24 protein-coding genes are annotated in these 25,022 nt (G+C 40.2%); 15 read left to right on the top strand and 9 right to left on the bottom strand.

From position 1 onward, the window contains the following. The 4 genes from EHQ16_RS16215 to rsfS are packed head-to-tail and all read left to right on the top strand — an operon-like array spanning nt 1 to nt 2,744. On the top strand, nt 1-624 hold the full coding sequence (locus tag EHQ16_RS16215; protein WP_244242114.1) for a nicotinate-nicotinamide nucleotide adenylyltransferase: 624 nt from the start codon (nt 1-3) through the stop codon (nt 622-624). Next, nucleotides 617-1,219 carry a bis(5'-nucleosyl)-tetraphosphatase (symmetrical) YqeK gene (gene yqeK / locus EHQ16_RS16210; RefSeq protein WP_341867439.1) on the top strand — a complete coding sequence of 201 codons (603 nt, stop codon included), beginning with the start codon at nt 617-619 and terminating at the stop codon, nt 1,217-1,219. Before EHQ16_RS16215 ends, yqeK begins: the two co-directional genes overlap by 8 nt. After that, complete coding sequence (locus EHQ16_RS16205) at nt 1,220-2,377, top strand: LytR C-terminal domain-containing protein (RefSeq protein WP_135632249.1); 1,158 nt, start codon at nt 1,220-1,222, stop codon at nt 2,375-2,377. It begins immediately after the preceding gene. Between the two features lies 1 nt (nt 2,378). Beyond that, the gene (rsfS, locus tag EHQ16_RS16200) at nt 2,379-2,744 is read left to right on the top strand and encodes a ribosome silencing factor (protein ID WP_135583415.1); all 366 of its coding nucleotides are present in this window, start codon (nt 2,379-2,381) and stop codon (nt 2,742-2,744) included. On the opposite strand, the gene EHQ16_RS16195 is transcribed toward rsfS, so the two are convergent. Next, nucleotides 2,731-4,800 carry a thioredoxin domain-containing protein gene (locus tag EHQ16_RS16195; protein ID WP_135632248.1) on the bottom strand — a complete coding sequence of 690 codons (2,070 nt, stop codon included), beginning with the start codon at nt 4,798-4,800 and terminating at the stop codon, nt 2,731-2,733. The two genes, rsfS and EHQ16_RS16195, sit on opposite strands and share 14 nt — an antisense overlap. Nucleotides 4,801-5,041: 241 nt before the next feature. On the opposite strand from EHQ16_RS16195, the gene EHQ16_RS16190 reads away from it, so the two are divergent. From EHQ16_RS16190 to EHQ16_RS16180, 3 genes are all read left to right on the top strand, one after another. Further along, a complete protein-coding gene (locus tag EHQ16_RS16190; RefSeq protein ID WP_135632247.1) occupies nt 5,042-6,601 on the top strand; it encodes a TolC family protein in 1,560 nt (519 codons plus the stop codon). Next, complete coding sequence (locus EHQ16_RS16185) at nt 6,598-7,779, top strand: M20 metallopeptidase family protein (protein ID WP_135632246.1); 1,182 nt, start codon at nt 6,598-6,600, stop codon at nt 7,777-7,779. Before EHQ16_RS16190 ends, EHQ16_RS16185 begins: the two co-directional genes overlap by 4 nt. A gap of 72 nt (nt 7,780-7,851) precedes the next feature. Continuing rightward, nucleotides 7,852-8,610 (top strand): enoyl-CoA hydratase/isomerase family protein, encoded by a 759-nt coding sequence (locus tag EHQ16_RS16180; protein ID WP_135632245.1) that lies wholly within the window; start codon nt 7,852-7,854, stop codon nt 8,608-8,610. A 27-nt stretch (nt 8,611-8,637) separates the two neighbouring features. Here the strand turns inward: EHQ16_RS16180 and EHQ16_RS16175 are convergent, their stop codons facing one another. From EHQ16_RS16175 to EHQ16_RS16160, 4 genes are read right to left on the bottom strand one after another with little or no spacing between them, the layout of a single operon-like run. Further along, entirely contained in the window at nt 8,638-9,090 is a 453-nt protein-coding gene (locus EHQ16_RS16175) for a MarR family winged helix-turn-helix transcriptional regulator (RefSeq protein ID WP_135632244.1), read from the bottom strand. Nucleotides 9,091-9,123: 33 nt separating this feature from the next. Next, nucleotides 9,124-10,443 carry an aminopeptidase P N-terminal domain-containing protein gene (locus EHQ16_RS16170; protein WP_135632243.1) on the bottom strand — a complete coding sequence of 440 codons (1,320 nt, stop codon included), beginning with the start codon at nt 10,441-10,443 and terminating at the stop codon, nt 9,124-9,126. Beyond that, entirely contained in the window at nt 10,430-11,500 is a 1,071-nt protein-coding gene (gene waaF, locus EHQ16_RS16165; protein WP_135632242.1) for a lipopolysaccharide heptosyltransferase II, read from the bottom strand. Before waaF ends, EHQ16_RS16170 begins: the two co-directional genes overlap by 14 nt. After that, complete coding sequence (locus EHQ16_RS16160) at nt 11,500-12,600, bottom strand: thiolase family protein (RefSeq protein WP_135632241.1); 1,101 nt, start codon at nt 12,598-12,600, stop codon at nt 11,500-11,502. Before EHQ16_RS16160 ends, waaF begins: the two co-directional genes overlap by 1 nt. A gap of 78 nt (nt 12,601-12,678) precedes the next feature. On the opposite strand from EHQ16_RS16160, the gene bfr reads away from it, so the two are divergent. From bfr to EHQ16_RS16140, 4 genes are read left to right on the top strand one after another with little or no spacing between them, the layout of a single operon-like run. Next, the gene (gene bfr / locus EHQ16_RS16155) at nt 12,679-13,155 is read left to right on the top strand and encodes a bacterioferritin (RefSeq protein ID WP_135632240.1); all 477 of its coding nucleotides are present in this window, start codon (nt 12,679-12,681) and stop codon (nt 13,153-13,155) included. 53 nt (nt 13,156-13,208) lie between these two features. Continuing rightward, on the top strand, nt 13,209-14,285 hold the full coding sequence (locus EHQ16_RS16150) for a THUMP domain-containing class I SAM-dependent RNA methyltransferase (protein ID WP_135632239.1): 1,077 nt from the start codon (nt 13,209-13,211) through the stop codon (nt 14,283-14,285). Then, complete coding sequence (locus EHQ16_RS16145) at nt 14,282-15,433, top strand: acetylglutamate kinase (protein WP_135632238.1); 1,152 nt, start codon at nt 14,282-14,284, stop codon at nt 15,431-15,433. The genes EHQ16_RS16150 and EHQ16_RS16145 overlap by 4 nt, the downstream gene beginning before the upstream one ends. Nucleotides 15,434-15,437: 4 nt before the next feature. Beyond that, entirely contained in the window at nt 15,438-15,791 is a 354-nt protein-coding gene (locus tag EHQ16_RS16140; RefSeq protein ID WP_135632237.1) for a DCC1-like thiol-disulfide oxidoreductase family protein, read from the top strand. Here the strand turns inward: EHQ16_RS16140 and EHQ16_RS16135 are convergent. From EHQ16_RS16135 to EHQ16_RS16125, 3 genes are read right to left on the bottom strand one after another with little or no spacing between them, the layout of a single operon-like run. Beyond that, nucleotides 15,783-16,457, bottom strand: coding sequence for an iron-containing redox enzyme family protein (locus EHQ16_RS16135; protein WP_135632236.1), 675 nt, complete (start codon nt 16,455-16,457; stop codon nt 15,783-15,785). The genes EHQ16_RS16140 and EHQ16_RS16135 overlap by 9 nt on opposite strands. After that, nucleotides 16,454-17,449: a D-alanine--D-alanine ligase family protein gene (locus EHQ16_RS16130; protein ID WP_135632235.1), complete on the bottom strand. Its 996-nt coding sequence runs from the start codon at nt 17,447-17,449 to the stop codon at nt 16,454-16,456. The genes EHQ16_RS16135 and EHQ16_RS16130 overlap by 4 nt, the downstream gene beginning before the upstream one ends. Further along, entirely contained in the window at nt 17,446-18,651 is a 1,206-nt protein-coding gene (locus EHQ16_RS16125) for a KamA family radical SAM protein (protein WP_135632926.1), read from the bottom strand. Before EHQ16_RS16125 ends, EHQ16_RS16130 begins: the two co-directional genes overlap by 4 nt. 82 nt (nt 18,652-18,733) lie before the next feature. Between EHQ16_RS16125 and EHQ16_RS16120 the strand changes: the two genes are divergently transcribed. The 3 genes from EHQ16_RS16120 to EHQ16_RS16110 all read left to right on the top strand — a co-directional run bounded on the left by EHQ16_RS16120 (nt 18,734) and on the right by EHQ16_RS16110 (nt 21,480). Beyond that, the gene (locus tag EHQ16_RS16120) at nt 18,734-19,378 is read left to right on the top strand and encodes an HAD family hydrolase (protein ID WP_244242113.1); all 645 of its coding nucleotides are present in this window, start codon (nt 18,734-18,736) and stop codon (nt 19,376-19,378) included. Between the two features lie 34 nt (nt 19,379-19,412). Further along, a complete protein-coding gene (locus tag EHQ16_RS16115) occupies nt 19,413-20,231 on the top strand; it encodes a GerMN domain-containing protein (protein ID WP_135632233.1) in 819 nt (272 codons plus the stop codon). 88 nt (nt 20,232-20,319) lie between these two features. After that, nucleotides 20,320-21,480, top strand: a complete 1,161-nt coding sequence (locus tag EHQ16_RS16110; protein ID WP_244242112.1) for a GGDEF domain-containing protein — start codon at nt 20,320-20,322, stop codon at nt 21,478-21,480. A gap of 182 nt (nt 21,481-21,662) precedes the next feature. Here EHQ16_RS16110 and mqnC read toward each other — a convergent pair whose 3' ends face one another. Then, nucleotides 21,663-22,778, bottom strand: a complete 1,116-nt coding sequence (gene mqnC / locus EHQ16_RS16105; RefSeq protein ID WP_135632231.1) for a cyclic dehypoxanthinyl futalosine synthase — start codon at nt 22,776-22,778, stop codon at nt 21,663-21,665. 123 nt (nt 22,779-22,901) lie between these two features. On the opposite strand from mqnC, the gene EHQ16_RS16100 reads away from it, so the two are divergent. Further along, the gene (locus EHQ16_RS16100) at nt 22,902-25,004 is read left to right on the top strand and encodes a (Fe-S)-binding protein (RefSeq protein ID WP_135632230.1); all 2,103 of its coding nucleotides are present in this window, start codon (nt 22,902-22,904) and stop codon (nt 25,002-25,004) included. The last annotated feature ends 18 nt before the right edge of the window (nt 25,005-25,022 follow it).

Below are 25,022 nucleotides of genomic sequence, written 5' to 3'. Positions count from 1 at the left end.
ATGGAGGTTTTGTTTTTTGGAGGAAGTTTCAATCCACCCCATTTGGGACATCGGCACGTAATTGAAACCATTTCCAAATCCTATCCGGACGCCCTACTTTATATTTGTCCAAATTTTGTTTCACCCTTTAAGGAGGGTGGAACAAAATTTAGTTCCACAGAAATTTGGGAACTTTGCCTTACCGAATTTAAAGGTTTCCTTTCAAAAAATGTGTTCCTTTGGGATGAAGAAATTAAAAAACCAAATACAAGTTATACGGTTGATAGTTTAAAAACTCTTCGTGTTCTCCATCCAAATACAAAAGTTTCGCTTGTGATGGGGGAAGACAATTTGGTTTCCTTTGACAAATGGAAATCCTATTTGGAAATTTTAGATATGATTAATCAAATCATAGTTGTGCGTAGAGTGACTCCCTACCCTAAAGAAATTCCAATACCTAATTTTTTACCGCAGTCAAAAGTAACAGTGTTATCAAATCCAGTTTTGCCTGTCAGTAGCACTGAGATTCGTCATATCTTTCATGGAAATCTAGTGAATGAATATCTTCTTCCCCAAACCAAGGAACTCATGCTTAAGTTTTTAGACTCGAAAGGGGAAGGGTTTTTCAATGAAATAAATTCCTAAACCAAATGCCTCTTTTGAGGATTGGATTTCATTTTTTACAGAAGAAATTCCAAATCATGTCACGGAAACTCGCCTTCAACATATATTTCGGGTTGCCGATTACGCAGAATCTCTGGCAAAAATTCACGGGTATCCGGATCCAAAGAAAGCGTATTTGGCGGGGCTTTGTCATGACATCACCAAACAAAAAAAGCCGGAAATCCATACGGGACTCTTCATTGAATTTTCTTTGGATGTAACTGGAATTCCCTCGCAAGCCCTCCATGCATTTTCAGCTCCCTTATGGCTTGCGAAAGAATATGGTTTTTCGGATCTTGAAATGACAAAGGCCATCTCCTCTCATACTTTAGGCAATCGTTCTCCCGAACTTTTGGACCAAATTCTATATGCTGCCGATTTTTTAGGATCTGACTTTGCTTTCAGGCAACCGGACCTCCCTCTATGGGTAGAGAAAACGAAGGAAAATCTGAGTTATGGTGTTTTTATGAAAGCCTTTCAAACCATTTCCTTTCTTATGGAAAAAAAGGAAGTCATCCATCCCTATACGTTTCAGACGTACAACCAATCTGCCAATTTATTAAAGGAAACCAAATAGATGTTACGTGAAGCTCCTAAAAAACAACCAATCCCCGCGAAAACTCTTTTGATTGCTGCAGGTTCTTTCTTTTTGATTGCCCTTCTTTTTTTAGTTTTCCGCTCCAAAGGTGGATTTTCTCTGGATCAAAAATTGTCACAAAGCAAACGCCTTCCCATCCTCTTCTCTGTCTTAGGTGATAAGGATGAATATTTGTTTTCTTTGTATGCGGAATTTTACCCCAATGAAAAAAAAGCAGCGCTTTTTTTTGTGAACCCTAAAACCAGTTTTGATGATGGAGAAAAATCTCTCAAAGAAAAAGGAAGTTCTGCCCCTTCTTACGTTGAATCTGTTCTAGAGGATACATTAGATTCCAACATTCCTTTTAAAATCGTTTGGACCAAAACACAATTTCAAAATTGGATTAATTTACTAGGTGGGCTTGGTTTTTTCTTTGAACCAAAATCCCTTCATGTAACAAAAAACTACGCAAGAAACAAACAAACGTACATTCTCGATGGAGAAGATTGTTTTGATTGGATGAGCTCACTTTCCGATGAATCCATGATTTCTTATATCCGAAGGCTTGAAATTCAAGAAACAGTATTTTTAACTTTTCTCGAGGCCATTCACGAAAAAAGAGACTTACTAGGAAAACAAAGAGTCGCATACCTCCACAGCCAAATGACAACCAATCTCTCCACAAAGGAATGGGAAACGTTGGTTGACTTTTTGAAAAAAGAAAAAATCCATTTTGGAGTTTCTGAAGTTCCTGGAGAACCTACGGGACGACCTAAACAAAAAGATGAAATTCTAAAAGCCAATGAAGAAACGGTAAAGGTAGCCTTTCATAAATTTACAAGTGAACTTAGATCCCTTTCTTTTAGCGAAGGGGAAAGAGCTCGGATTGAAGTCCTGAATGGGACCCCAAAAAATGGGCTTGCCAGATACGGTAAGGTGCTCCTGAATGATAAGGGTCTGAAAGTCCTCTCCGTTGACAATGCCTGGGATTCTAGTTTTAAATCCAGTATCATCCTTAACCGCTCCGGAAACACACAGTACACAGATATCATCTCCGACACTTTCCAAGGGCGAAGGGTTTACTTCGCACTGAGAAAGGATTTGGGGCTTGATGCCACTGTGATTCTTGGGGAAGATTTTCAAAATTCCAAGGACTAAAATGCCGAATATCAGTACAGAGACATTAGAACATCTCAAAAAAATCAAACAGACGTTAATTGACAAAAAATGTGAAAACATTCAGTTTTTGGATTTGAAGGACGTCCATAGTTATTTATCTTTATTTGTACTCGCAACTGTCAAAACCGAAACACAAGGAAGATCTTGTGCGAAAGACATCGATAAGTACATGAAACCTTTAAAACTCGCAGTCAAAAGACAAAACCTCGCCGACCTTCCCAAAGATGCTACGGGATGGATCCTTTTGGATTACGGTGAGATTTGTGTTCATATCATGACAGACGAAATGAGAACTTACTATTCGCTCGATCGTCTCTGGGGCGACGCCACTCCTATTGTTGTATAAGAGTGAGTGTTTCTTCCCAATTGTCTTTTGGCAATTCACAAGAAAAATTTCGACATACGTAATATAAAATTCCAGAACCAGCTCCTCTTCCTGTAAGGAGTTCTAGTTCCTCTCCGAGTGACTTTGCTTTTGATTCTTCGACCACAAGCCAAACCACATTAGGATCCTTTAAAGCAGCTAATTTTTTCCGAATGGATCCAACTTCTTCAGGATCCTTGTCTTTATAAACCACAAGAACTTCCTTGGATGGGTATTGGAATTTTTGGAACGCCGAAATCATCGAAGGATAACTGAGCGAATTTTGTGTGAGTTCAGGAAGAAAATAAGCAAAAATGGAATTCGCTTTTTTTTCCAAATTTTTGTTTTTATATCCAAACGAATGTAAAAGATAAAACAAATGTAAGATGGTAGAATTACCGGAAGGTTCCACTCCATCATAACCTTCGATGGTTCTGACAATCAAATCTTCGTTTCCATGATAGGATTCGTAAAAGGGACCAACTGTTGATTCGAAATTCGAAAAAACATAATCCAGCGATTTTTTTCCTTTTTGGTATGCTTCGATGTCTCCATCTAACTGAAAGAGTTTCATCGAAACCCAAATGAATTCAGTGTAATCAGGAAGTGTTCCAAAAAATTTGGCTTCTCCTTCCCGAAATCGTCGAAGGATTGAGCCATCTGCACCTACCAATTGGTTTCCGATAAACTGGTAAATCTTTTTGGCATCGTTTAGATACTCATTCTCTCCCGAAACTTCGTAAGCAGACAAAAGAGCTCGGATCCAAAGACAATTCCAAGAAGTGAGGACTTTGTCATCCCGCAGAGGCCGAACCCTTTCGTTTCTTTCTTTTAATAACTTTGCTTTGGCTTCCCCAAGTTGTTTTAAAAACTCTGGTTTAAAAGAGATCCCGTCGACATAAGGATTTTTCCCTTTCCAATACACATTTAAGATATTCTGGTGTTCAAAATTTCCTTCTTCGGTTACATTCCAAAATCCTTGGATTTCCTCTGAGGGAACTAGGGAGTGAAATTCCTTATGGTTCCAAATATAAAATTTTCCTTCTTCCCCTTCGGAATCCGCATCTTCAGCGCTTGCAATCCCACCGGAGTCCAAAGTCATATCCCTTTGGATATAAGTCACAATTTCTCGAATTGCATCCATAAAGAAAGTTTCCCCGGTTGCTTTGTATAATAAAGACAGGGCTTCGACATATAAGGAATTATCATACAACATCTTTTCAAAATGTGGGACAAGCCATTCGTGGTCTGTCGCATAACGACAAATTCCACCCCCAACTTGGTCGTAAATCCCTCCAGATTTCATGGCATAAGCCGTGTTAAAAGCCATCTCGAGAGCCCTTGGGTCTTTTTTTAGTAAGTAGAATTCCGTAAGGAAACTTAGGGCCATACTGGGAGGAAATTTATTTACTGAATTGGTTTTGAATCCAAAAAACTCTTTATCGTACACTTGGAGGTATCGTTCAAAATTTTTTTCAATGATTTCTTTAGCTGGGAGTTTTCCTTCATTGGGTCTAGTTTCATTGTCTCGTAAATACTGTGTCAAATCGCCGGCAGCTGTGACGAGTTCTTCTCTTTGGTTCTTCCAAGCCTCGGAAACCAACCGAAGAACCTCTTTGAAACTGCGTTTCCCGTAGCGATTTTCCGGAGGAAAATAAGTTCCACCAAGGATTGGTTCCTTTGTAGGGGTAAGAAACATATTTAAGGGCCAACCCCCTTGGGTTCCCATGGCGTGCAGTGCGTCCATGTAAATTTTATCTATGTCCGGTCGTTCTTCCCTGTCTAACTTGATGCATACGAAATCACGGTTTAAGACTTCTGCTGTGGAATCATCTTCAAAGGATTCCCGTTCCATCACATGGCACCAGTGACAAGTCGAATATCCAATGGACAAAAGGATGATTTTATCTTCTTTTTTGGCTTTTTCGAAGGCTTCCGTTCCCCAGGGAAACCAATCTACGGGATTGTGTGCATGTTGTAACAGGTAAGGACTTTTTTCATGAACCAGACGATTCGGTTTTTTCGACAGATTTGCCACAATGTTCTCCCGGAAACTAAGGTTTCTCCACGTAGCTTTTTACATTTTAGGTTGATTGACAAGATTGATTTTTTCATCTTGTCTCTGTAAGGGGTTTAAGAAGTTTCCATTGAACAGTCACAATATTTCTACCCCGTATTTTTTTATAAGTCCTCGAAAGTTGACCAGCTGGTTAATATCTTTTAGCCTTTTAAGTTTCCCTATTTTTGCGGAATCTGATTTTGACGAGGATGTCAAACGGATGCAGCTTTCCCAGTGGGAAAATGGCAATACCATTCCCGAATCGCTCCAGGCGGGAAACGGTCCGAAAAAACTACGACTCAGCATCGCCCAAGCCATCGAGCAAGTCATTGAGAACAATACCATTGTTCAAAATGCCAAATTGGAAATTGTCAAAGCAGACAGTCCCGAATGGAAAAACGAATCCAAGTATGCCTGGAAGGCCTTGGCCAGTATCCAGTCGGCCAAACAACTTTTTCCAAGTAACAGAAACAACATCTTTGCGGGAACAATTCGTTCCCAAGATAAAATTTCAGCAGGGATCGAAAAACAATTCAAAACAGGGACTTATTTCAAAACAGAAATCAGCACGATTCGTTATGACGTAAATGCCTTTGAAGATCCTGCTTCACAAAGTGGATTTGGAAGTTTACTCGCGGCTCCTCCTATGTATACGGGCGCCGTCTCTGCGACTCTTTCCCAAGAATTACTCAAATATGGGTTTGGGAAAAACGAAGAGGATAAGGAAAAACTTTTAAAAAACCAAACCCTGCTCGTTCGAGAAAACTATATCAATATCTTAACACAACTTGTGGTTAAGATTCTAGTTGATTACTGGTCCCTAAGCATTGTGGACTCACGGATTGCCACTTACGAAAAAGTTTCTAAAAATACAGAAGAGATCAGGCGCCTTACTTTAAGAAAAACAGGACTTGGTCTTTCGGAAGGATTCGAAGTCAACCAGTGGAACCAGGCTTATCTTAGAACTCAGTCACTTTTAGAAAAATCAAAAGTCGATCGTATTGAAGCAGAAAGAAATTTAATACGTATTCTCAATGTGGATACCGGATCTTCTATTGAAGGTGTCACTGATCTTAGTGAAACTTTACCAACAGGAATCAACCTAAAAGCAGACAAAGAGTATGCACTTTCCAGAAGGACTGATTTCCTTATGTTAAAAAGGGAAAGAGAAATTGCAAAACTGGCATTGAGCACTGCTCTTGCAGAAGACGATCCTTCACTTCTTGCCAGTTTTTCTTACAGTTCCATTGGTCAAAATTTTATTTCTCCTCAAGACAATTTCATCGCACGCCAAAGAGGGATCACGTCTTGGAATTACCCACAAATTCTTGCAGAACTAAAGATGTCCTACCCTCTATGGGATTTAGGAATCAAAGCAGGAATTCGAGATGCAGAGACCAACCTCAAAGTAAACGAAATGAAAATCCAGAACCTGGAACAGGAAATTTCGCAAGAAATTGACAACCGACATGAAGCACTTATCTCAAGTCATGCTCTTCTAAAAGACCTGATCAAAACAAGAAAGGAAACTGAAATTTTTTACAACGGGCTTATGGAAAGGTTTCGCCAAGGTCGGTATACGGCTGTTAATGTAAAAAATGCACTCGATAGTTTGGCAAATGCAGAACTTGCGGTGACCCAGGCAAAAATCAATTTTAATATAAATTTAGTTCGTTATGAGTTGGCAAAAAATTCTCTTTTTGAGAAATATGGACTCGATCTTTATTCCATTTTGGAAGAGGTCGAAAAAAGAGCCAAATTAGAAACTGACAAATTATGAAACTCCTTCCTTCACACAGAAAAGAGGAAATGGTTCGGTACAGACGAACTTTCCACCAGTTTCCGGAACTCAAATATGAGGAAAAAGAAACTGCTTCTTTTGTGAAGGAACATTTAGAATCTTTAGGTTTTCAAGTGGAATCAGGGATTGCTGAAACGGGGCTTGTGGCCCTTTTCGATTCAGGGATACCTGGAAAAACCATCCTCGTCCGAGCCGATATGGATGCCCTCCCCATCCACGAAGAAAACAACCACGAATACAAAAGTAAAAACCCCGGAAAAATGCACGCCTGTGGCCATGACGGTCATACGAGCATCCTTATGGCATTGTCTTCAGAACTAAAAACTACTTTTTCAGAATTTGTTCCCAAAGGTCGGGTTCTCCTTTGTTTCCAACCGGCAGAAGAAGGTGGGTCTGGGGCAGACAGGATGATTGCTTCGGGAATTTTGGACAGGTACCAAGTAGACTCTGTATTTGCCCTCCACGTCTGGAATCATATTGATCTTGGTAAAGTGGGCGTGGTGAACGGAACCATGATGGCCTCTGTGGATGAATTCAAAATCACAGTGAAAGGGACCTCTGGACACGGCGCCATCCCCCAACACACGGTGGATCCCATTGTTGTGGGGTCTCATTTAGTCACAGCCTTACAAACCTTAGTTTCAAGAAACGTAGACCCACTTGAACCTTGTGTGGTCACAGTGGGGTCGTTTCATTCCGGAAATGCCTTTAATGTCATCCCGGAAACTGCTACCCTTCACGGAACGGTTCGCACGTATTCTAAATCAGTTTATGAAATGATTCCCAAAAGGATGGAGTCCCTTGTGAACCAAGTGGCAAGTGGCTTTGGTGCGAGGGTAGATTTCGAATACAACCGCATCGACAAACCAACCATCAACGATCCGGCTATGGCTGACATTGTCAGAACTGCTGCAAAAAATGTTCTGGGAGAAAATTGTCTTACGGAAGAAAATACAAGAACCATGGGTGGGGAAGACTTTTCTGCCTTCCTTATGGAACGCCCTGGATGTTATTTTTTTATTGGATCTCGGAACGAAGCCAAAGGATTCATCCACTCTCACCATAGTTCTTTTTTTGATTTTGACGAAGACGCCCTCCCTGTTGGTCTTTCTGTCATGAAAGAAGTCATTAAAACCTATCTTTTAAATTCCCATTAAACAAAAATAAATCTTGCTTCTATTTCTGGTTACTTTAATAGTTAGATATCTAACCATTTTTCGAGGATTGTAATGATTTCATTCGAACAAGTTGACGGAATCGGATTTATCCGATTGGGCATTAATGACAAGAACAGTTTTTCCAACGAATCGTTTTTAGAATTAAAAAAAGCGATCCAAACCGCAAAAGAATCCAATTCCAAAGCCATTGTCTTAAAAAGTGACTCCCCTGGGTCTTTTTCCTTGGGTTTGGATCTGACTACTGTCAGCACCATGGATATGTCAAAAGACCTGGCACCATTCTTAAATTTATTTTATGAGAACTTAGAAGGTTTATTCACTCTTCCTGTTCCTACCATCGCAGAAATCTCAGGCCATGCTTTGGGATATGGAGCTATGCTTGCTCTAGTTTGTGATTACCGTTATGCGACGGAGGACATTCGTTTTGGATTGCCTGAAGTGAAAATTGGAATCCAAGTTCCTTCTTTTATTTATGCTCTTCTTGGGGAAGCTGTCGGATATGATGCGGCAAAACGCCATGTGTTACTCGGAGATGCTTTCAAAGCAAAAGAAATGCCTAGTTTGTTTGAAGAAATCGCAGGAACAGAGGAAGATTTGAAGAAAAAATCAAAATCCCTCCAAACTAAATTAAAGAAAAATTCTTTGTCTGCAATGAAAGATACAAAATCAGGAATTCTGAATGTACAAAAAAATATATTAGCCTTAATTGCACCAGACATCAAAGCAACCGTCCAAAGCATTCAATCCAAAGATGCACAAGAAGGAATTTCTGCTTCTGTCCAGGTTAGAAGACCAGTTTTCACTTCTTAATATGAAAAGGAAAGCTTCGATTTAGTTTTAATCTTTTTTTCGTATGTGTTTGTAAATCTCTTCGAGGATAGGATACAATATGTCCTCGTTTTCTTTTGAGATTCCCCAAGTTTGTAACGAAAGAAGTTTGGCAGAGATTGTCACAATTTTCTTTCGTATTTTTTTTCCATCCTTAGAAAGAAGTAAGGCCCATTCTCTACCGTCGCTCGGGGACGGATTTCTTTCTACAAGACCTTCTTTCACCAACCGGTTCACAAGCACTGTACATGTCGGTTTTGTTTTTTCAATCGTTTTGGCAATTTGTGTCATATTGATCGGAACAGTGCTACGTAAAAGAAAGGTAAGGATTTCAAAATGCGAAGTGGTGAGACCCGGGTATCCTAACTTTTCCATTTCCAGTCGAACAATTTCAGCGATTTCGGAACTGATTCGATCAAAATAACGGACAGAACGAAATCGTTTCGGAAGTTCTCTACTCATGAATTACCAACAAACACAAAAAATGTGAATTGTTTATGCCTTTAAAGCTTCAATTTCAGAAATTTCTTTAGGAATTGATTCTGTTAGATTGATGGGTGTTTTTCCATGGATCACAATGTCGTCCTCGATCCGGATTCCGATCCCTCTAAATTCTTTAGGGATCGAATCATCCGTTGGATCAAAATACAATCCGGGTTCTACAGTAACCACCTGACCATCCTTAAGCGGTCGAGATTTTCCTTCTAAAAAATACCTTCCCACATCGTGAACATCCATTCCCAAGTAATGTCCTGTTCGGTGCATATAGAATTTTCGATAGGTTCCCTTCTCTATGATCTCTTCTAAACTTCCTTTTAGTAAACCCATTTCCCGAAGGCAGTCACTTAAGAAACGAACTGTTTTTTCATGTACTTCATTGAATGGAGTTCCAGAAACAGAATTCAGAATCGCATTCTTTTGTGCATACAAAACAATCTCATAGATAGTTTTTTGAGCTTCGGTAAATTTTTTGCCTACAGGAAAAACACGAGTCACATCGGCAGTATAATAATTCCACTCTGCCCCCGAATCCACAAGAACCAAATCCCCTTCTTTTAAAACATCATCATTACTGACATAGTGAAGGATACAGGCATTTTTTCCGGAAGCAACGATATGACCATAACCTCCACCAATGGAGCCGTATTTTAGATACTCTTGGTCAAGGAGTGCTTCCAATTCGTATTCATACATCCCTGGTTTACTTTCTCGCATAATGCGCATATGGCCAAGTTTTGTGACTTCCGCTGCATTTTTTAAAAGCGAAATTTCTTCTTTGGATTTGGTGAGCCTTTCCTCATGTAAGAAATGTGGGTGTTCTATGCGGTGTGGACCAAATTTTCCCTCGCGAGCTCTTTCCGAAAGATTCCTACATTCCGTAATGAGTTCTCGGTCACGATCTGGGTTCTCTCCAAAAAAATAATACAAAGTATGATTTCCGATGAGGATCGCAGATTTTTCTTTTTCCCAATCATTCAAATCATAGGAAAAATCTAAACCTAACATAGATTTGATCTTTTCTTTTCCGAGTCGGATTCCTGTCCAAATTTCTTTTTCTTTATCTTTGGGTAAACAGAACATCCCTGAAACTTCCTTCGTAATGACAAGGATCGAATCTTCTTCTGTAATTCCCGTTAAGTAATAGAAATCGGAATTTTGACGGAATTTATATTCCACATCTCTATTTCTAATTTTATGGTTTGCTGCAAATAAGAGAAAAATTTCACCCGCTTTTAACTTTTTTTGAACGTTAACAATTCGGCTGCGGTATAACTTACTGTTGTAATCTTTTACTTTTTTATCAGGTAATTTCATGAGAGATGACTTCCTCTAAGGCCTCAAAAATACGGACAGGGTTTTGGTCCATCATACAACGGAAATGCCCTTCAGGACAAATTCGTCCGCCGTGGATCCCACATGGCCTACAATTTAAACCTTTTACCTCCATGATTTTATGTCTATCGGAAAGGCTTCCGTATCCAAAGGCCGGGATGGTTGCCCCGTAAAGCATTACGGTCGGAGTATTAAATGCAGAGGCAAAATGAATGGGACTGGAGTCGTTAGAAACAATGGCGTTTGCATTTCGAATCCAAACCATTAGTTCTTTTAAATTTGTTTTGCCCACAAGGGAAAATAAACGTTCTCTTTCCCTTAATTCCAATGGTTCCGTTTTCATCAGACGAAAGATTGTATTTTCAATTTCCAAATCAACCTTACTACCAATAAGAATCACAGTTTCTTTTCTTTTGCGTAAGATTTGGGTGATGACACTGACAAATTTTTCTTCTGGCATCCGTTTGGTTTCCCAAAGGGATGATGGTGCGATGAGGATGTATCCTTCATCACTTGTCAGGATTCCCTTTTTTTTGGTTAGGAAGGAATCCTCTTCTAGTTGGCCTGGAAATAGATAAGGCCTTCTTTCTCTTCCGCTTGGATAATCATAAGCTTCAAATAATAGTGAAAAAAGTTTTTCCACTTCATGGGGACCTTGTTTGGGTCTTTGTACAGTCCTTGTATGTAAAAAAGAAAATCCAGATTCTTTGTATCCAATCCGAATGGGTGCACGTGTGAGGTAAGACAATAAACTGGATCGAAAAGAAAAATGGGCTGAATATACTTTGTTAAAGGATTCTTTTTTTAACAAACCAGCAAAATGCAGAAACGCAAAAGGATTTTTTTTAATCCTTTTTTTGTCCAATGACCAAACCTTAGTTAGATCGGGGTTATTTTCCAAAACAGACTCAGTACCTGCATTCACAAGTACATGGATTTCCGCCCCTGGGTGTTCTGTTTTTACCGCATGGAAAAACGAAGTAGATAGGATCAGGTCACCTAAAAAAGCAGTTTGGATGATCAGTATTTTTTCGGGCATCAGTCTCTTTCTAATATCGACACAAAGTTGTTTGTAGCAAGTCCACCTATACTTTGTGCTACTGCCAACCGCTTTTCAGGCCATTCCTCAAAGAAGCGACAAAGTTCGACAATTTGTGCGAGTCCCGAAGCACCCACGGGATGGCCTCGTGATTTAAGCCCACCAGACGAATTGATAGGGATTTTTCCCTTAGGATGAGTGAGTCCCGCCTTGACTTGGAATAAAGCTTCTCCTCGTTTGAAAAATCCAGCATCTTCCGCACCCACAAGTTCAAAGGGAGTGAAAGCATCGTGTAATTCCGCAAAATCAATATCACTCGGATCCACACCTGACTCAGCATAGGCTTTTTCAAAAGCGATACGATTGGCAAGAAAACTGGGATCTGCTGAAGTTAAAAAAGGAGCGGTTCCGGAACCCATCCCTTTGACAGAAATGGAACTTGGGTTTTTGGAGAGGATGAGGGCTGCCGATCCATCAGACAAAGGTGAGATATCATACAAACCTAAAGGGCTTGCGATTTTTGTTTGGTTTTGGTATTCTTCCAGGCTTAAATTCTTCTTGATATGGGCTTTGGGATTCAAGAGGCCATTGTCATGAAGTTTCTTCGCGATCGCAAAAAGATCTTCTTCTTTGTATCCGTAGTCATCCAAATACTTACGAGTGATCATGGCCCCACCCTGTGCCATGGACATTCCTAAAGCCCTTTGTGAATCAGAAAGAACGGAACCTAACAAAAGATTACTCTCTTCTCGGTTGAGTTGGCTCATAAGTTCAGTTGCCACAACGAGTCCATGGTCGTATCTTCCACTGAGAATCAAATTCACTCCCAATTGAAAGGCAGAGGCACCAGAAGAAGATGCCGTTTCCATTCTTATGGAATAAACATCGCGAAGTCCAAGTAACCCAGGAAGTTTGGCGGATAAATGGTACTCTTTATTATAAGAATCAGGCGAAAAACTAGCGTAGATAATGAACTGAATTTTGTGAGATTGAAACTCATGTACAGATTGTTTTGCGGTCGCAAAGGATAAATCAAGTTGTGATCCTTTGTGTTTTCCGAATACACTCAATGATGGATTGTGAATGTAAACTTTCTTCATTAGAATATACTTTACGCTTGCCTATTCTATGAAAACCAATTATCTTTCCAATTAAAGAGAGAAAATGAGGCTACCCATATGAAGGGAAAAAAAGAAGTAATCGACATTTTAGCGGAAGTTCTAGCTGCAGAACTCACAGCCATCAATCAGTATTTTATTCATGCAAAACTCTGTAAAAATTGGGGTTATTTGGAACTGGCGGATTACCTCAGAAAAGAATCCATCGAAGAGATGAAACATGCTGATGAAATCATCGAAAGGATTCTGTTTTTTGATGGAACTCCTGACTTACAAAAATATTTAAAAATCAACGTAGGCCAAACAGTTCCGGAAATGTTGGAACATGATTTACAACTCGAATACAATGCTGTAGAACGATTGAATCGAGGGATTGATATCTGTGTAACTTCCAAAGACAATGGAACAAGAGAACTTTTGGAAAAAATCCTTGTTTCCGAAGAAGAACATATCGATTGGATTGAAACACAAAAATCCATTATTGATTCGATTAGCATCCAAAACTACTTGGCTCAAAAATTAGGAGACTCGGAATAAAACCTACTCACCCCACTTACCATGCCATTTGCGGAGAAGGACTATCTCCGCTTTTGGAATCCGAATTAAAAACTCACCATCTCAAAATAGGCAGCTCCAATCGGGGCGGAGTTTTTTTTTCCGGCAAAAAGGAAGATGTCATCCAGTTTGCCATTCATACAAAATTTGCCTCTAGACTTAACTTACAGTTATTACATGACAATGCAGAAACTTATGATGAGTTTTATGCCAAAGCCAGTGAACTTCCTTGGGAAAAATACATTGGCCCAGAAGTTAGTTTTCGAATTGATGCAGAAACCAAGGACAAATTAAAAAACTCAGAGTTTACCATGCATCGTATGAAAGATGCAGTACTCGATCGTTTGCGAAGTAAAAAAATCCCTCTTCCTGAAATCGAAAAACGTATGGCAGACATCACCATCGTTGTCCGGTCTCATACAGATAAATTTAGCATTGAACTTTCATTTTCCGGGGATCCTGTCGGAAGACGAGGATATAGACTCTTTGCAGGAAACGCTCCTGTTCGAGAACCCATTGCACAAGCTATGCTCGAAGTCTCTGGTTGGAAAGAGGGAAATACTTTAGTGGATCCAATGTGCGGGTCAGGAACCATTCTCATTGAAGCAGCTCTTAGAGAACGTCTTTACGGCGAAATCAATCGGTTTCTATTTGCCGAATCACCAGTTTTTCAGATTTTATTTCCTACTTATGTATTTTCCGAAAGAAAAATGGAAAAACCAAACTCTCCTCATCTTTTTGGATTTGATGTGGATCCAGAAGCGATTCGCATAGCAAAAGAAAACGCTTATGAGGCAGGAGTCGAAGACTTTGTTTCCTTTGAAGTGGGAAACTGTTTGGACCTAAAAAACACATTTGGAGACAAAGGTCATGTGGTCACAAATCCGCCGTATGGGGATCGGATTGGAAAACCAATGGATGACCTAAAAGAGATGTACTTCCAATTTGGAAAGGTCATTAAAAATGAGTTTGGTGGTTGGAAGTTTACGGTTCTTTCGGGAGATTTTTCTCTCCTTGGGAAGTTTGGACTCAAAGAAAACGCACATTTAAGTTTGAAACATGCAAACCTCAAGGCAAAGATTGTAGATTATGAGATTAGAGGGGGGAAATGAACTCCAAAGACGTACTCAGCAGAGTCTTTGAAATCACAAGAGATCCAAGAGATGGACTTCTATTCTTAAAAGAATTCCAATCTTTATCTCCCGAATCGTTTGCGATTCTGTATGCCGACTCAGAAACTATTTTTAATAGTTCAGAGGCTTTATTTTCAGATCTAAAACTCCTCTACCAACTCGATCTTTTTCCCTTTGTTGTTTTAGAAGTAGATAGTTTCCAATACTTAAAGGTTTTTTTCCCACTCGAACAAATGAATGCAGATGGAGAAAGGAGTCTTGGTTTTTCCTATCAAGTGGTAGATCGAAACCAACCACTCAAAGAAGAAGTCATCAGTAGCATTCGTCAGAAAAAAATTCCTATCCTACTTTGGGATGATGAATCAGAAAAACTTTCAGCACTTTTGGATCGTTGTCGCTCCATCCTCCATTCTTCTAAGGTTATTTATGTTTCCATCGATGGTCCACTGAAAGATCCAAATACAAATAAGGTAAAATCCATCTTACAGAGTGACTCGCGGTTGACCTTACCAGAGGGAACAGCTATATCTAGATCACAAAATGAATTCATACAACTTTCTGAGGATCTATTGTCAAAAATAGAGGATCCAAAATTTAGTATTGTTCTCACTTCCCCATTCACTTTGCTTACAGAACTTTTTACAGTTAAGGGAAGTGGAACTCTCGTTAAGCGAAAAAACAAAATCAAAGTTTGCCATTCTACAGATGATGTTGATATGCAAAGAGTTTTCCAACTCATTGAGGAATCTTTTGGAAAACCATTAAAACCTGAATTTTACAAAACTAAATTTGATGTTTTATTTTTAGAAGAATCTTACCGGGCCTGCGCTTGGATGCAAAAAACAGAACATGGATTTTTACTTTCTAAATTTGCTGTCAATGGTGTGGCAAGAGGTGCAGGTGTCGGTCGAGACATTTGGGACCAAATTTTGGAACGTTGCCGTCCCCTATTTTGGCGAAGTAAACCGGACAATAATATCAATAAATGGTATATGTCAGTCGCACAAGGGATAGAAAAAGATGATAGTTGGTATTATTATTGGTTGGGGCTGGACCAGTCACTCATCCCAGCAACCATCCAAACATTAAAAGCACAACCGGAAGATTTTTTTTCCAAAGTAGTATAGCCAAATGTTGTCTAAAAATTCAGTTTTAGTTTATGATGGAAACTGTGGGTTTTGTACCCGCCTTGCCAAATCCATACGTGAAAAAACAAAGGATCAGGTTGCCATTGTTTCCTTTCACCAACTAACAGACACAGAACTTCATTCCATCCACAAACAACTAAACAAAGATCTTTGTGCGGGAGAAGTCCAATTCATCGAATCAGGAAATCGTTACCCTGGATTTTTTGCCGTTAGACAACTTTTTTGGAAAATGGACAAATACAAATACTTTAGTTTCCTTTTGTATCTGCCCCTAGTTCCATTTCTCGGAATGGCAACAATGTATCTGTTAAAACGGTTTCGAAAGAACCTAACTTAGAACACGTTCTTTGTCTAAACGAGAAAGTCCTGTATAAAAATCTTCCCGCGCGGCAAGAGCGAGTAAATTCCCTTCGATCACTTGTTTTTTTGATTCGTCCGTGATTGCTGTTTCCTGAATGAGTTCAAACATTCGTTGGCTATGGCCTTCATCTGCATCCAAGTTCACTTGAAAAAATTTACCTTCTGGCAGTGCCATTTCTGATTTTAGTTTTTTGTAGGCGAGAGCAATCTGCGAGTATTCTAATTTGAGTAGGTATTCATTCGCAGGTCCAAGTGCCCCTAGTCCATAAAAGAAACCTTTTTCAATGATGGATTCCATTTTATCCAAGTAGGTTTTTGTTTCTGGTAATAACTTGTGGTTTTCAAAATCAAAGTTTAGTTTTGTTAAAAATTCAATTAGAATCGAAACATGGGTGTCTTCTATTTTTCCTTCTCCAAGTTCCCCCCAAATATTTTCCACAAGGACAATCTTTGCATTTTGGTCTCTAGTTTTCGCGGCTACTAGTAAAAACCAATCTACAAATCCAATGGAGACAAAATATTCCTGGCTAAGCCATAAAATTAAGTCATTAAAACTCATTGAAATATTTCGTTCTAATAACCATTGCGATTTAAGGACAGGATGGGTTTCCACATCCTGTTTTAAAGTTTCGACGATGTTCATAGGTTTCTATCCTTTGCGTAATTGTAACGATGATGATGTTGGTATTCAGAAAATCCCAGATCCAAACAATGGTTTAGGAGTTCTGAGTATGTTTTTCCACCGTTTTCCCATAACAAAGGCAAGGTGGAGTAAATAGAAGAAAATCCAGGAGTCGCATTTACTTCTAGTAGATAAGGAAAGTTTTTTTCCAATTTAAAATCGATACGAAGGTATCCAGAACTTCCGAGTAAATCGGCAATTTGAATGGCATAAGTCTGGAGCGACTTAGAAAGTCCTTCTGGGACTATAAAATCCAAAGATTCTACAAAACTTTCTTTTGATTTAAGAAGATCACTGTAAACTGATCCCGGATATTCGACAAACGCCGGTATTGTGGCTTCGTAATTTCCCTTGTTTCCAAGAACTCCGATTGTGAGTTCCCTTCCCGATAAATAGGATTCAACAATTACCTTATTGTATTTGTCGACAAGGGCTGGCACTACCTCATCCCAGTCTGCAGCTGTTTGGATGAGGTTTTTTTCTCCAATTCCAAGGCTCGAGCCCTCTCCATTCGGTTTGACAAACAATGGAAAATTTTCGATCGGTTTTTGTTTTGGATCATCCACTAACCAGAAATCAGCCGTTGGAATTCCAAAAGACTTTAAAAATAGTTTGGTTTTGTATTTATCCAGAGTGAGGGTTTGGACTGCCGCTGAACTTCCTGTGTGAGGGACTGCCAAGTATTCGCATAACGCTGGTATGTAGGCCTCGCGATTCGGAGACTGATATCCTTCTACCAAATTCCAAACCATCCAATGGGTTCTTTCTGTTACAGGAATCCCACTTAAAACAGAGGCAATCTCGGATGGATTTGATAAAACCGCCACATCATATCCTAATGTTTGGATGGTTTTTTCCATATTCTGAATGGTCTCTTCTGATTCCCATTCTTGGCAGAGTTCAGGAGTTTTTGGATCATACAAATCGCAAGCGAGGATGACGGTGCGTTTCATAGACCTAGTTTCTCCAAATCCTCTTCACTTAATACAGGATAATAGGATTCTTTATTTGAATCTATTGGTTCAAAGGAAAGGTGGATTTTTTTAGTGACCGCGGAACGAAAAACATGTTGGCGAGTTTTAGGAATATAACCCAAATACCAGTTAGGTGCAATGGTGATTTTTCCTCCACCACCAGGAAGGTCATTCACAAACTGAGGGATTCCCATCCCACCAATTTTGCCCCGCATATATTCTACAATTTCTATCCCACGGGCAAGCGGAGTGCGAAACCCTCTAGAACCAGGGATCAGTTCTGGATCATAGAGATAATAGGCACGGATGCGCATCTCCAGGAGTTTTTTATGAAGAGTGAGCATGGTCTCTTCGTCATCGTTAATCCCTTTCAAAAGAACAGACTGGTTTCCCACAGATACACCTGCCTTCAATAAACGAAGGATGGCTGCTTTGGATTCCTTTGTGCATTCGATGGGATGGTTGAACTGAGTATTACAAAAAATAGATAGTTTGTCGTTGTTATATTTTTCAATGATTTTGCACAGTTCCCCTGTGATGCGAAAAGGCAAAGTGACAGGATTTCTTGTACCTAACCTACAAATCTTAACATGAGGGATGGAATTCAGTTCCGACAAAATCCATTCCAATCGGGAATCTGCTAGATTCAAGGGATCACCCCCGCTAATCACAACATCCTCCACTTCTGAATGGTTTCGGATGTATTCGAATGCCTTTTCCAAATCTCCTTTTTCCATTCTTTCTTCATTGGAAGAAACCTTTCGACCTCGCATACAATGACGGCAATACACACTACAAGAATGATTGGAAAATAATAACACCCGGTTCGGATACATATGAGTGAGCCCACGAACAGGGCTTAGTCGTTCTTCATCCAAAGGATCAGAACTTTCTTCAGAGGAAAGCACAGCTTCTTCGGAACGCGGAACAATCATCCTACGAATGGGGCAATTCGGATCATCAGGACTGGACAATGAAAGATAATAAGGTGTGGTAGATACATGCAAACGAATGGTTTCACGGATTCCGATTTCTTCCGATTCTGTTAGTACAAAGTACCGAGAAAGGTCTTCCCCTTTCACTCGGTTTTGTAACTGCGAGGTATGATCCGTCCAATTTGTCCGGGAATACAACTCTTCACGCGCCCGAAGAACTTCTGATAAACTGCTTTGCACGAGCATAACTTCCAATTCCTTACTTGCCAAGAGACCACCAAATTCTTTTCTGGTGGTAATGCAAGAAAACCGCCTGGGGGAAATCCGCATGGTCGCCTTCGATGTCGATGGGACCTTATTTTCCTCAGAATCCATAATCTTTAAGACGTACGTGCAGGCAATCGAAGAGTTTGCTGCCAAGACGGGAAAAATCGCGTCCTTACCCACCCATGACCAGATTATGAACGAAATTGGGAAACCAGTGCGAACCATTTTTGCCAATCTTCTTCCCAGTTTGCCGGAAGTGGAAAGAGATACCATTTCCGCGCGAGTCCTAGATCTCCTTTGTGATTCCATTCGGAGTGGCGGCGGGGACTTTTATGCTGGCGTAGGTTCTACCATCCATTACCTAAAAGAAAAAGGTTATACCATCACTTGCGCTTCCAATGGAAGGAAAGCCTATATCGAAACCGTTTTAGACACGGCAGGTGTATTACAATACTTTGAACCCATAGTGGTCATCAACCAAGACACCATCCATACCAAGGGTGAAATCCTCGCTGAGTATGTTCGCAAATACAATTTAGAGCCTAAGTCTATCGCTATGATCGGGGACAGGTTTAGTGACTGGGAAGCTGCCAAAGAAAATGGTTGTCCCTTTGGATTTTGCACTTATGGACATGGCCTTCCCGGTGAAATTCCGGATTTCCATTGGAAATTCGACGATTTACCAACTTTAAAAGAGTTTTTTTAAATTCGAATTTCTCTACTTTTCCGACATTGATAGTGTGGCGGTACTTCCCCAAATCCAAGAAGATAAATGGAAATCTTTACGCTATTTACTTGGCGGGATTTTTCTTGTACTAGTTCTCATTGAAAAATCTATGGGTTTTGATCCCAAAGCCGCTGGAAATTTATTTCCTAAACAAGGGTTTCGTAACATTGGAAAAACCCAAGAAAAAACAAAATTCGCGGAACCATCAGACCCTTTTAGCAAAGAAACCTGGGAAGACGATTTAAATTGGGAAGAAGAAGTTCTCACTCAAACCTTTCCAGATTCTGAATCCAATAAAAAAACCCGCACAAAACTCGTTGATGATTCCATTCCCGAAATCACTCTTCCGGAAGACAGGTTTCCTGGCGCCGGCAAACGCCTGCAAGTGGATGCGGGTTATTTACCTGTATATTTTCTAAAATTCTATGGAACAGGGAAAAATAGCCAGTCCCAACTCGTCAAACTCACCCGTGAATTTCCAGGTGGAGATCCCATCCCTTTTTTATTCCAAGAACTCACGAAAGGTCCAAGTGCAGAAGAAAAGGGAAAAGGGATTTTGTCAGCTCTCTCCAAAAAAGTTCGTATGGAACCTAATTACCGATTGGAAAATGGAATCCTTCATATTTCTCTTTCCGAAGACATTCACTACGGCGGAAGTATGGAAATCCTAAAAGACAGATTGGATCAAATTTCCTTTACCATGGTTGGTAATTTTGGAATCAAAGGGGTCATCCTTTATTCCAATGGAGAAAGGATTCGTAACTTAGGAAGTGACGGACTCACAATCCCTGAAGTACTCGCCAAATCCCAAAGAAAGGTAATCATTTTCTGATCCAGTAAATGGTTTACAGATCCTAGATTTTCTGTATCCTTAGCTCTGGTTCCATATGCGTAGGCATACATTCAAAAGGTATTTTTTTGTGTTTCGTAAAATGTTTTTACGAATCTATCATCCTGCCTTCACAGCCACAAATATTTCTGATATCGGTTCTTCTTTACAAATTTTCAGTGTGATGACAGCTGTTACCTCTATCATCTCCTTACTTTTTGTGGATTCTCTTGTCCGCACGAAGGAAGCCAGTTTCTGGATTGCTTTTTTTCGAATTTCTTCTCTCGGGATTTGTTTCTTTGTTTATCTATTTGGAAAAAAAAGAGTTCGTTTATTCCAAAGGTACATCTATGGAATCACGAGTTTAGTACTCATTGGCCTAATCCTACTTTATATTCCTATGATGGTTTACGATAAACCAAACCACGCTTACTATTTGTTCGGCTCAGCCATTGTCATTGCCAGTGCTTCCATCCTTTTATGGATTGAGCCCTTTCGAATTTTATTATTATCTACTTTGTATATTGTCGTTTTTATTCCCTTGCATTTAAACTTTTCGCGTATCCAGGGATTTGATCGTTTCATCTTTTATCAAGACGTACTCATTGTTTTCTTTTTACTGGCCTTTGGATTTGTAGCTAACTTACTCATCAACTACTGGAGGTTTGAGGAATACCGAGTCAAAGCTAGATTAAGAATCACCGTTGGTAAATTACTTCGAATCAACCAAAAGATCGAAGACTTATCACGAGTGGATTCGATGACTGAACTTTTTAACAGAAGGCATTTGTTAGAACAGTTTGATCTCTATAAAAAAAGATCTAACCGCGAAGGATTTATCATTGGACTTGTGATTTTGGATTTGGACAGATTGAAAGCCATCAATGATAAGTATGGCCACAAACAGGGAGACCTTGCCATCCAAGCCTTTGCAAAAACTGTAAAATCTAGAACGAGAATTACAGACATTGCGGCAAGGATTGGTGGAGATGAATTTTGTTTGTTAGTTTCTCCAATCGATAAAGAAGGATTGGAAATACTCACAGAATCCATCCGCGAGAAATTAGAGCGTTTGCAAATTCCCATCCACAACCAACCCGGGGAATCTTTGACCTTAACGGTATCCATTGGGGCCACACTCTTCCGTCCCGAGGACGATCCAAGCTTTGATGAACTTTACCACAAAATCGATACCGCCCTTTATACCTCAAAAAATGAGGGCAGAAACCGAATTACCCTAATCGAATCTTAAAAAAAAATGATCGACAAGTTTTACGAGAATCCGTAGAATTGAAATTGAGACTGATTCTCAGTTTATGTCCATTACGGATAAGGTGTAAAATTTCGAAAGATGGGGAGCGTAATCCCCCATCTTTTTTTTTTACCCAAGTGCTTAAGTGGAGACCGGAAAGGACAACAAAGCCAATCGGATGATTAACCTAGATCCACTCCCACTTGGTTGCAGTCATATTCTTCCGCATAGAGTAAGTCCCGGCGCACTGGTTGGAACCCACCTTCTGTCAGAAATTTACGTGCCTCTTTTTCTGTTTTCAATCCAAAGGAACGAAGGACATTTTCTTCAATCACAACTGATGAGATATCATCGGCACCTGAATAAAGAGCAAGCTGTCCTACACCCTTTCCAAGAACCATCACTGAGGTTTCGATATGTTTGATATTGTCGAGGAAAATCCGGCAAATTCCCAGAACCTTTAGATATTCATGTGTGGGAACCGGCCTTACTTTGAACCTTTTGGTTTGTGGTTGAAAGGTCCACGGAATGAAGGATAAAAATCCTCCCGTGCGGTCTTGGAGGTCACGCACCACAGTTAAGTGTTCGATCACTTCTTCTTCTGTTTCTTCGGAACCAAAAACTACATTTGCTGATCCGAGAAGTCCCACCTCATGGCAGGTTTCCATCGCGCGTACCCATTCGGATACAGTTGCTTTTTTGGGAGAGATGATTTGGCGCATTCTTTCTGTGAGAATTTCCGCACCGGCACCAGGAACGGAATCAAGGCCTGCTTCTTTTAAAATCAAAAGCACCTCTCTTAATGGTTTTCCTGTGATCGTTTCTAAATTAATGATTTCTACTGGGGAAAAGGCACGAATGTGCATCTTCGGGTATTTGGATTTTACAGTGCGAATCACATCCAAGTAATAATCGAAGGGAAGGTTTGGATAAACCCCACCTTGCAGGAACATTTGGTCTGCCCCTTCTTCCACGGCATAATCCATTTTTTGGAGGATGTCTTCTTTGGAGAGAACATAACCTTTTCCATTCCCAATTTCATCCATAAAGGAACAAAAACTACATTCCACATTGCAATAGTTGGTATAATTCACAACGCGGAACATTGTGTAACTCGCCTGAGTATGGGGCCTGATTTTCTCTCTCAAATACCGAGCCACCATTTGGATCTTTAAAAAATCTCCCGATTGATAAAGGATGAGAGCCTCTTTCGGGGAGATTCGTTTGCCTTGTACAGCGTTCAAAAGGACGGCATCTGCGGGGTCATTTGGGCTAAATGAAAACGAGTCTAAGTTCATGATCTCTACCTACTTAGACAGGAAATCTGCTGATAGATCCCTGTAAAAACCGAATTTTCCTGGACATTCATTTTTCTATACAAATCCTAGGAAATACCAAACACCTTAAGGGCATAAACATAAATGGATATCGGAAGAATACTCTTTCACCTATTATTCACAGCATTTTTCGTAGTGGCAAACATTGTCTTTGTCCGCGCCATCCTTTATAGGCTCGGACTGATCTTCAATGGTCGTCCTGCTTTCTTCAATGAAGATGCTAAAAAGAACCTAAATATCGGATTCCGTTTAAAGAGTTTTCTAATAAACGTAGTCCTCCAAAAGAAAAACTTCCGAGAACCAGTGCGCGGTATCATGCACGCGTTTGTTTTCTACGGATTTCTCGTGTACACCATCCACACAACAAGCCAAATGATTGCTGGTGTGTTTGGTTATGTAATGGATGATCCTTACAAATTTGCTCTTCCTGAATTTCTTTTGGGTGAAGCTGCCAATCATATCTACGAACAAGCAGTAAACTATGTTTCCATTCTTGTGTTAACTGGTCTTGGATTCTTTGCTTGGAGACGTTGGATTAAAAAGGCAAAGGGCCTTGATGTTCACTCTCCAGCTTCTGCTATTGTGATCAGTATGATTGCAACTCTTATGGTTACCACCTTACTTGGGAATGGTGCTAAGACTGTTGCGGCAACTTACTTCACTCATGCAGGTCTTATTGATGGAGCCATCGGATCCGTTTGGGAATCCATTGGTGTTGCAAACTCTTCTGCCGACATCGTTTTCCAAATTATGTGGTGGGGACATATCATCACTGTGTTCTCGTTTATGTTGTATGTTCCTACATCCAAACACGCTCACTTAATATTTGCTCCGTTTAACTACTTCCTTGCAACAGACACTCCTAAAGGCCAACTATCTAAACTCAATTTAGATGATGAAAATGCCGTTTGGGGATCAAACCGCGTAGAAGATTTCCCTTGGCCAAACCTACTCGATGGTATGTCTTGTATTGAATGTGGTCGTTGCCAAGTAGAATGCCCGGCTAACAGAACTGGAAAAGTTTTAAATCCTAAAGCGATCATTGTAGAACTCAAACACCAAATGTTAGAGAAGATGCCAGAAGTTGCGGCTGCTCGTGCAGGCAAAACTCCTGAAGAAGGTGCTGAGGCAGTTGCTGCTTTAGACACGGGAGTCATCAACTCACACGAAGGTTTAAGTGAAGAAGCACTTTGGGGATGTACTACTTGTTATGCGTGTGTTGAAGCATGCCCTGTGGGAAACAACCAAGTAAATGCCATCATTGAAATGCGCCGTCACTTAGTTCTTGCAGAATCAAAAATGAGTCCTGAACTTCAAAAAGCCTTCACAAACATGGAAAACAATTCCAATCCATGGGGTGTGGGAGCTCATACAAGAGCAGACTGGGCTGATGGACTTGGTGTTAAAGTTCTTTCAGAAGCAGAAGACAAAAACGTGGACGTACTCTACTGGGTAGGTTGTGCGGGTGCTTTTGATGAAAGAAACAAAAAGATCTCTCGTGACTTTGTTAAAATCATGCAAAAGGCTGAAGTAAACTTTGGAATCCTTGGAACCGAAGAAGGTTGTTCTGGAGATTCGGCTCGCCGCGGTGGTAACGAATACCTCTACCAAACTCTAGCGCAAACAAACGTAGACACTATCAACGGTTACGGAATTAAAAAAATCGTGACTGCTTGTCCACACTGCTACAACACAATCAAAAACGAATATCCACAATTTGGTGGAAACTTCGAAGTCATCCACCACTCGGAATACATCAACCAACTCTCTAAAGATGGTAAAATTGATGTGAAAGTGGCTGATGATGCAAACACAGGAAAATATACTTACCACGACTCTTGTTACATCGGTCGTTATAACAACAATTACGACAACCCTCGTGATGTTGTGAAAAAAGTATCCGGTGGAAAAATCGAAGAAGCAGTCGACCATCACTCCAAAGGACTTTGTTGTGGTGCGGGTGGTGCGCAGTACTGGATGGAAGAACATGTGGATGAATCCAACCCAGAAAGTACACGTGTGAATAGCAAACGTACAGGACAACTTCTGGATACGGGAGCCACTACCATTGCAACTGCTTGTCCATTCTGTATCACAATGATTACAGATGGTGTCAAAGCGGCTGAAAAAATTGATTCTGTAAAAGTAAAAGACATTGCAGAATTAGTTGCCGAAAACATCGACTAACAAGTCTAATGATGAGGA

This window comes from Leptospira kanakyensis (assembly GCF_004769235.1).
Lineage (GTDB): Bacteria > Spirochaetota > Leptospiria > Leptospirales > Leptospiraceae > Leptospira_A > Leptospira_A kanakyensis.
The sequence above is the reverse complement of the archived record's forward strand: the minus strand, read 5'-3'. Positions and strand labels throughout refer to the sequence as shown.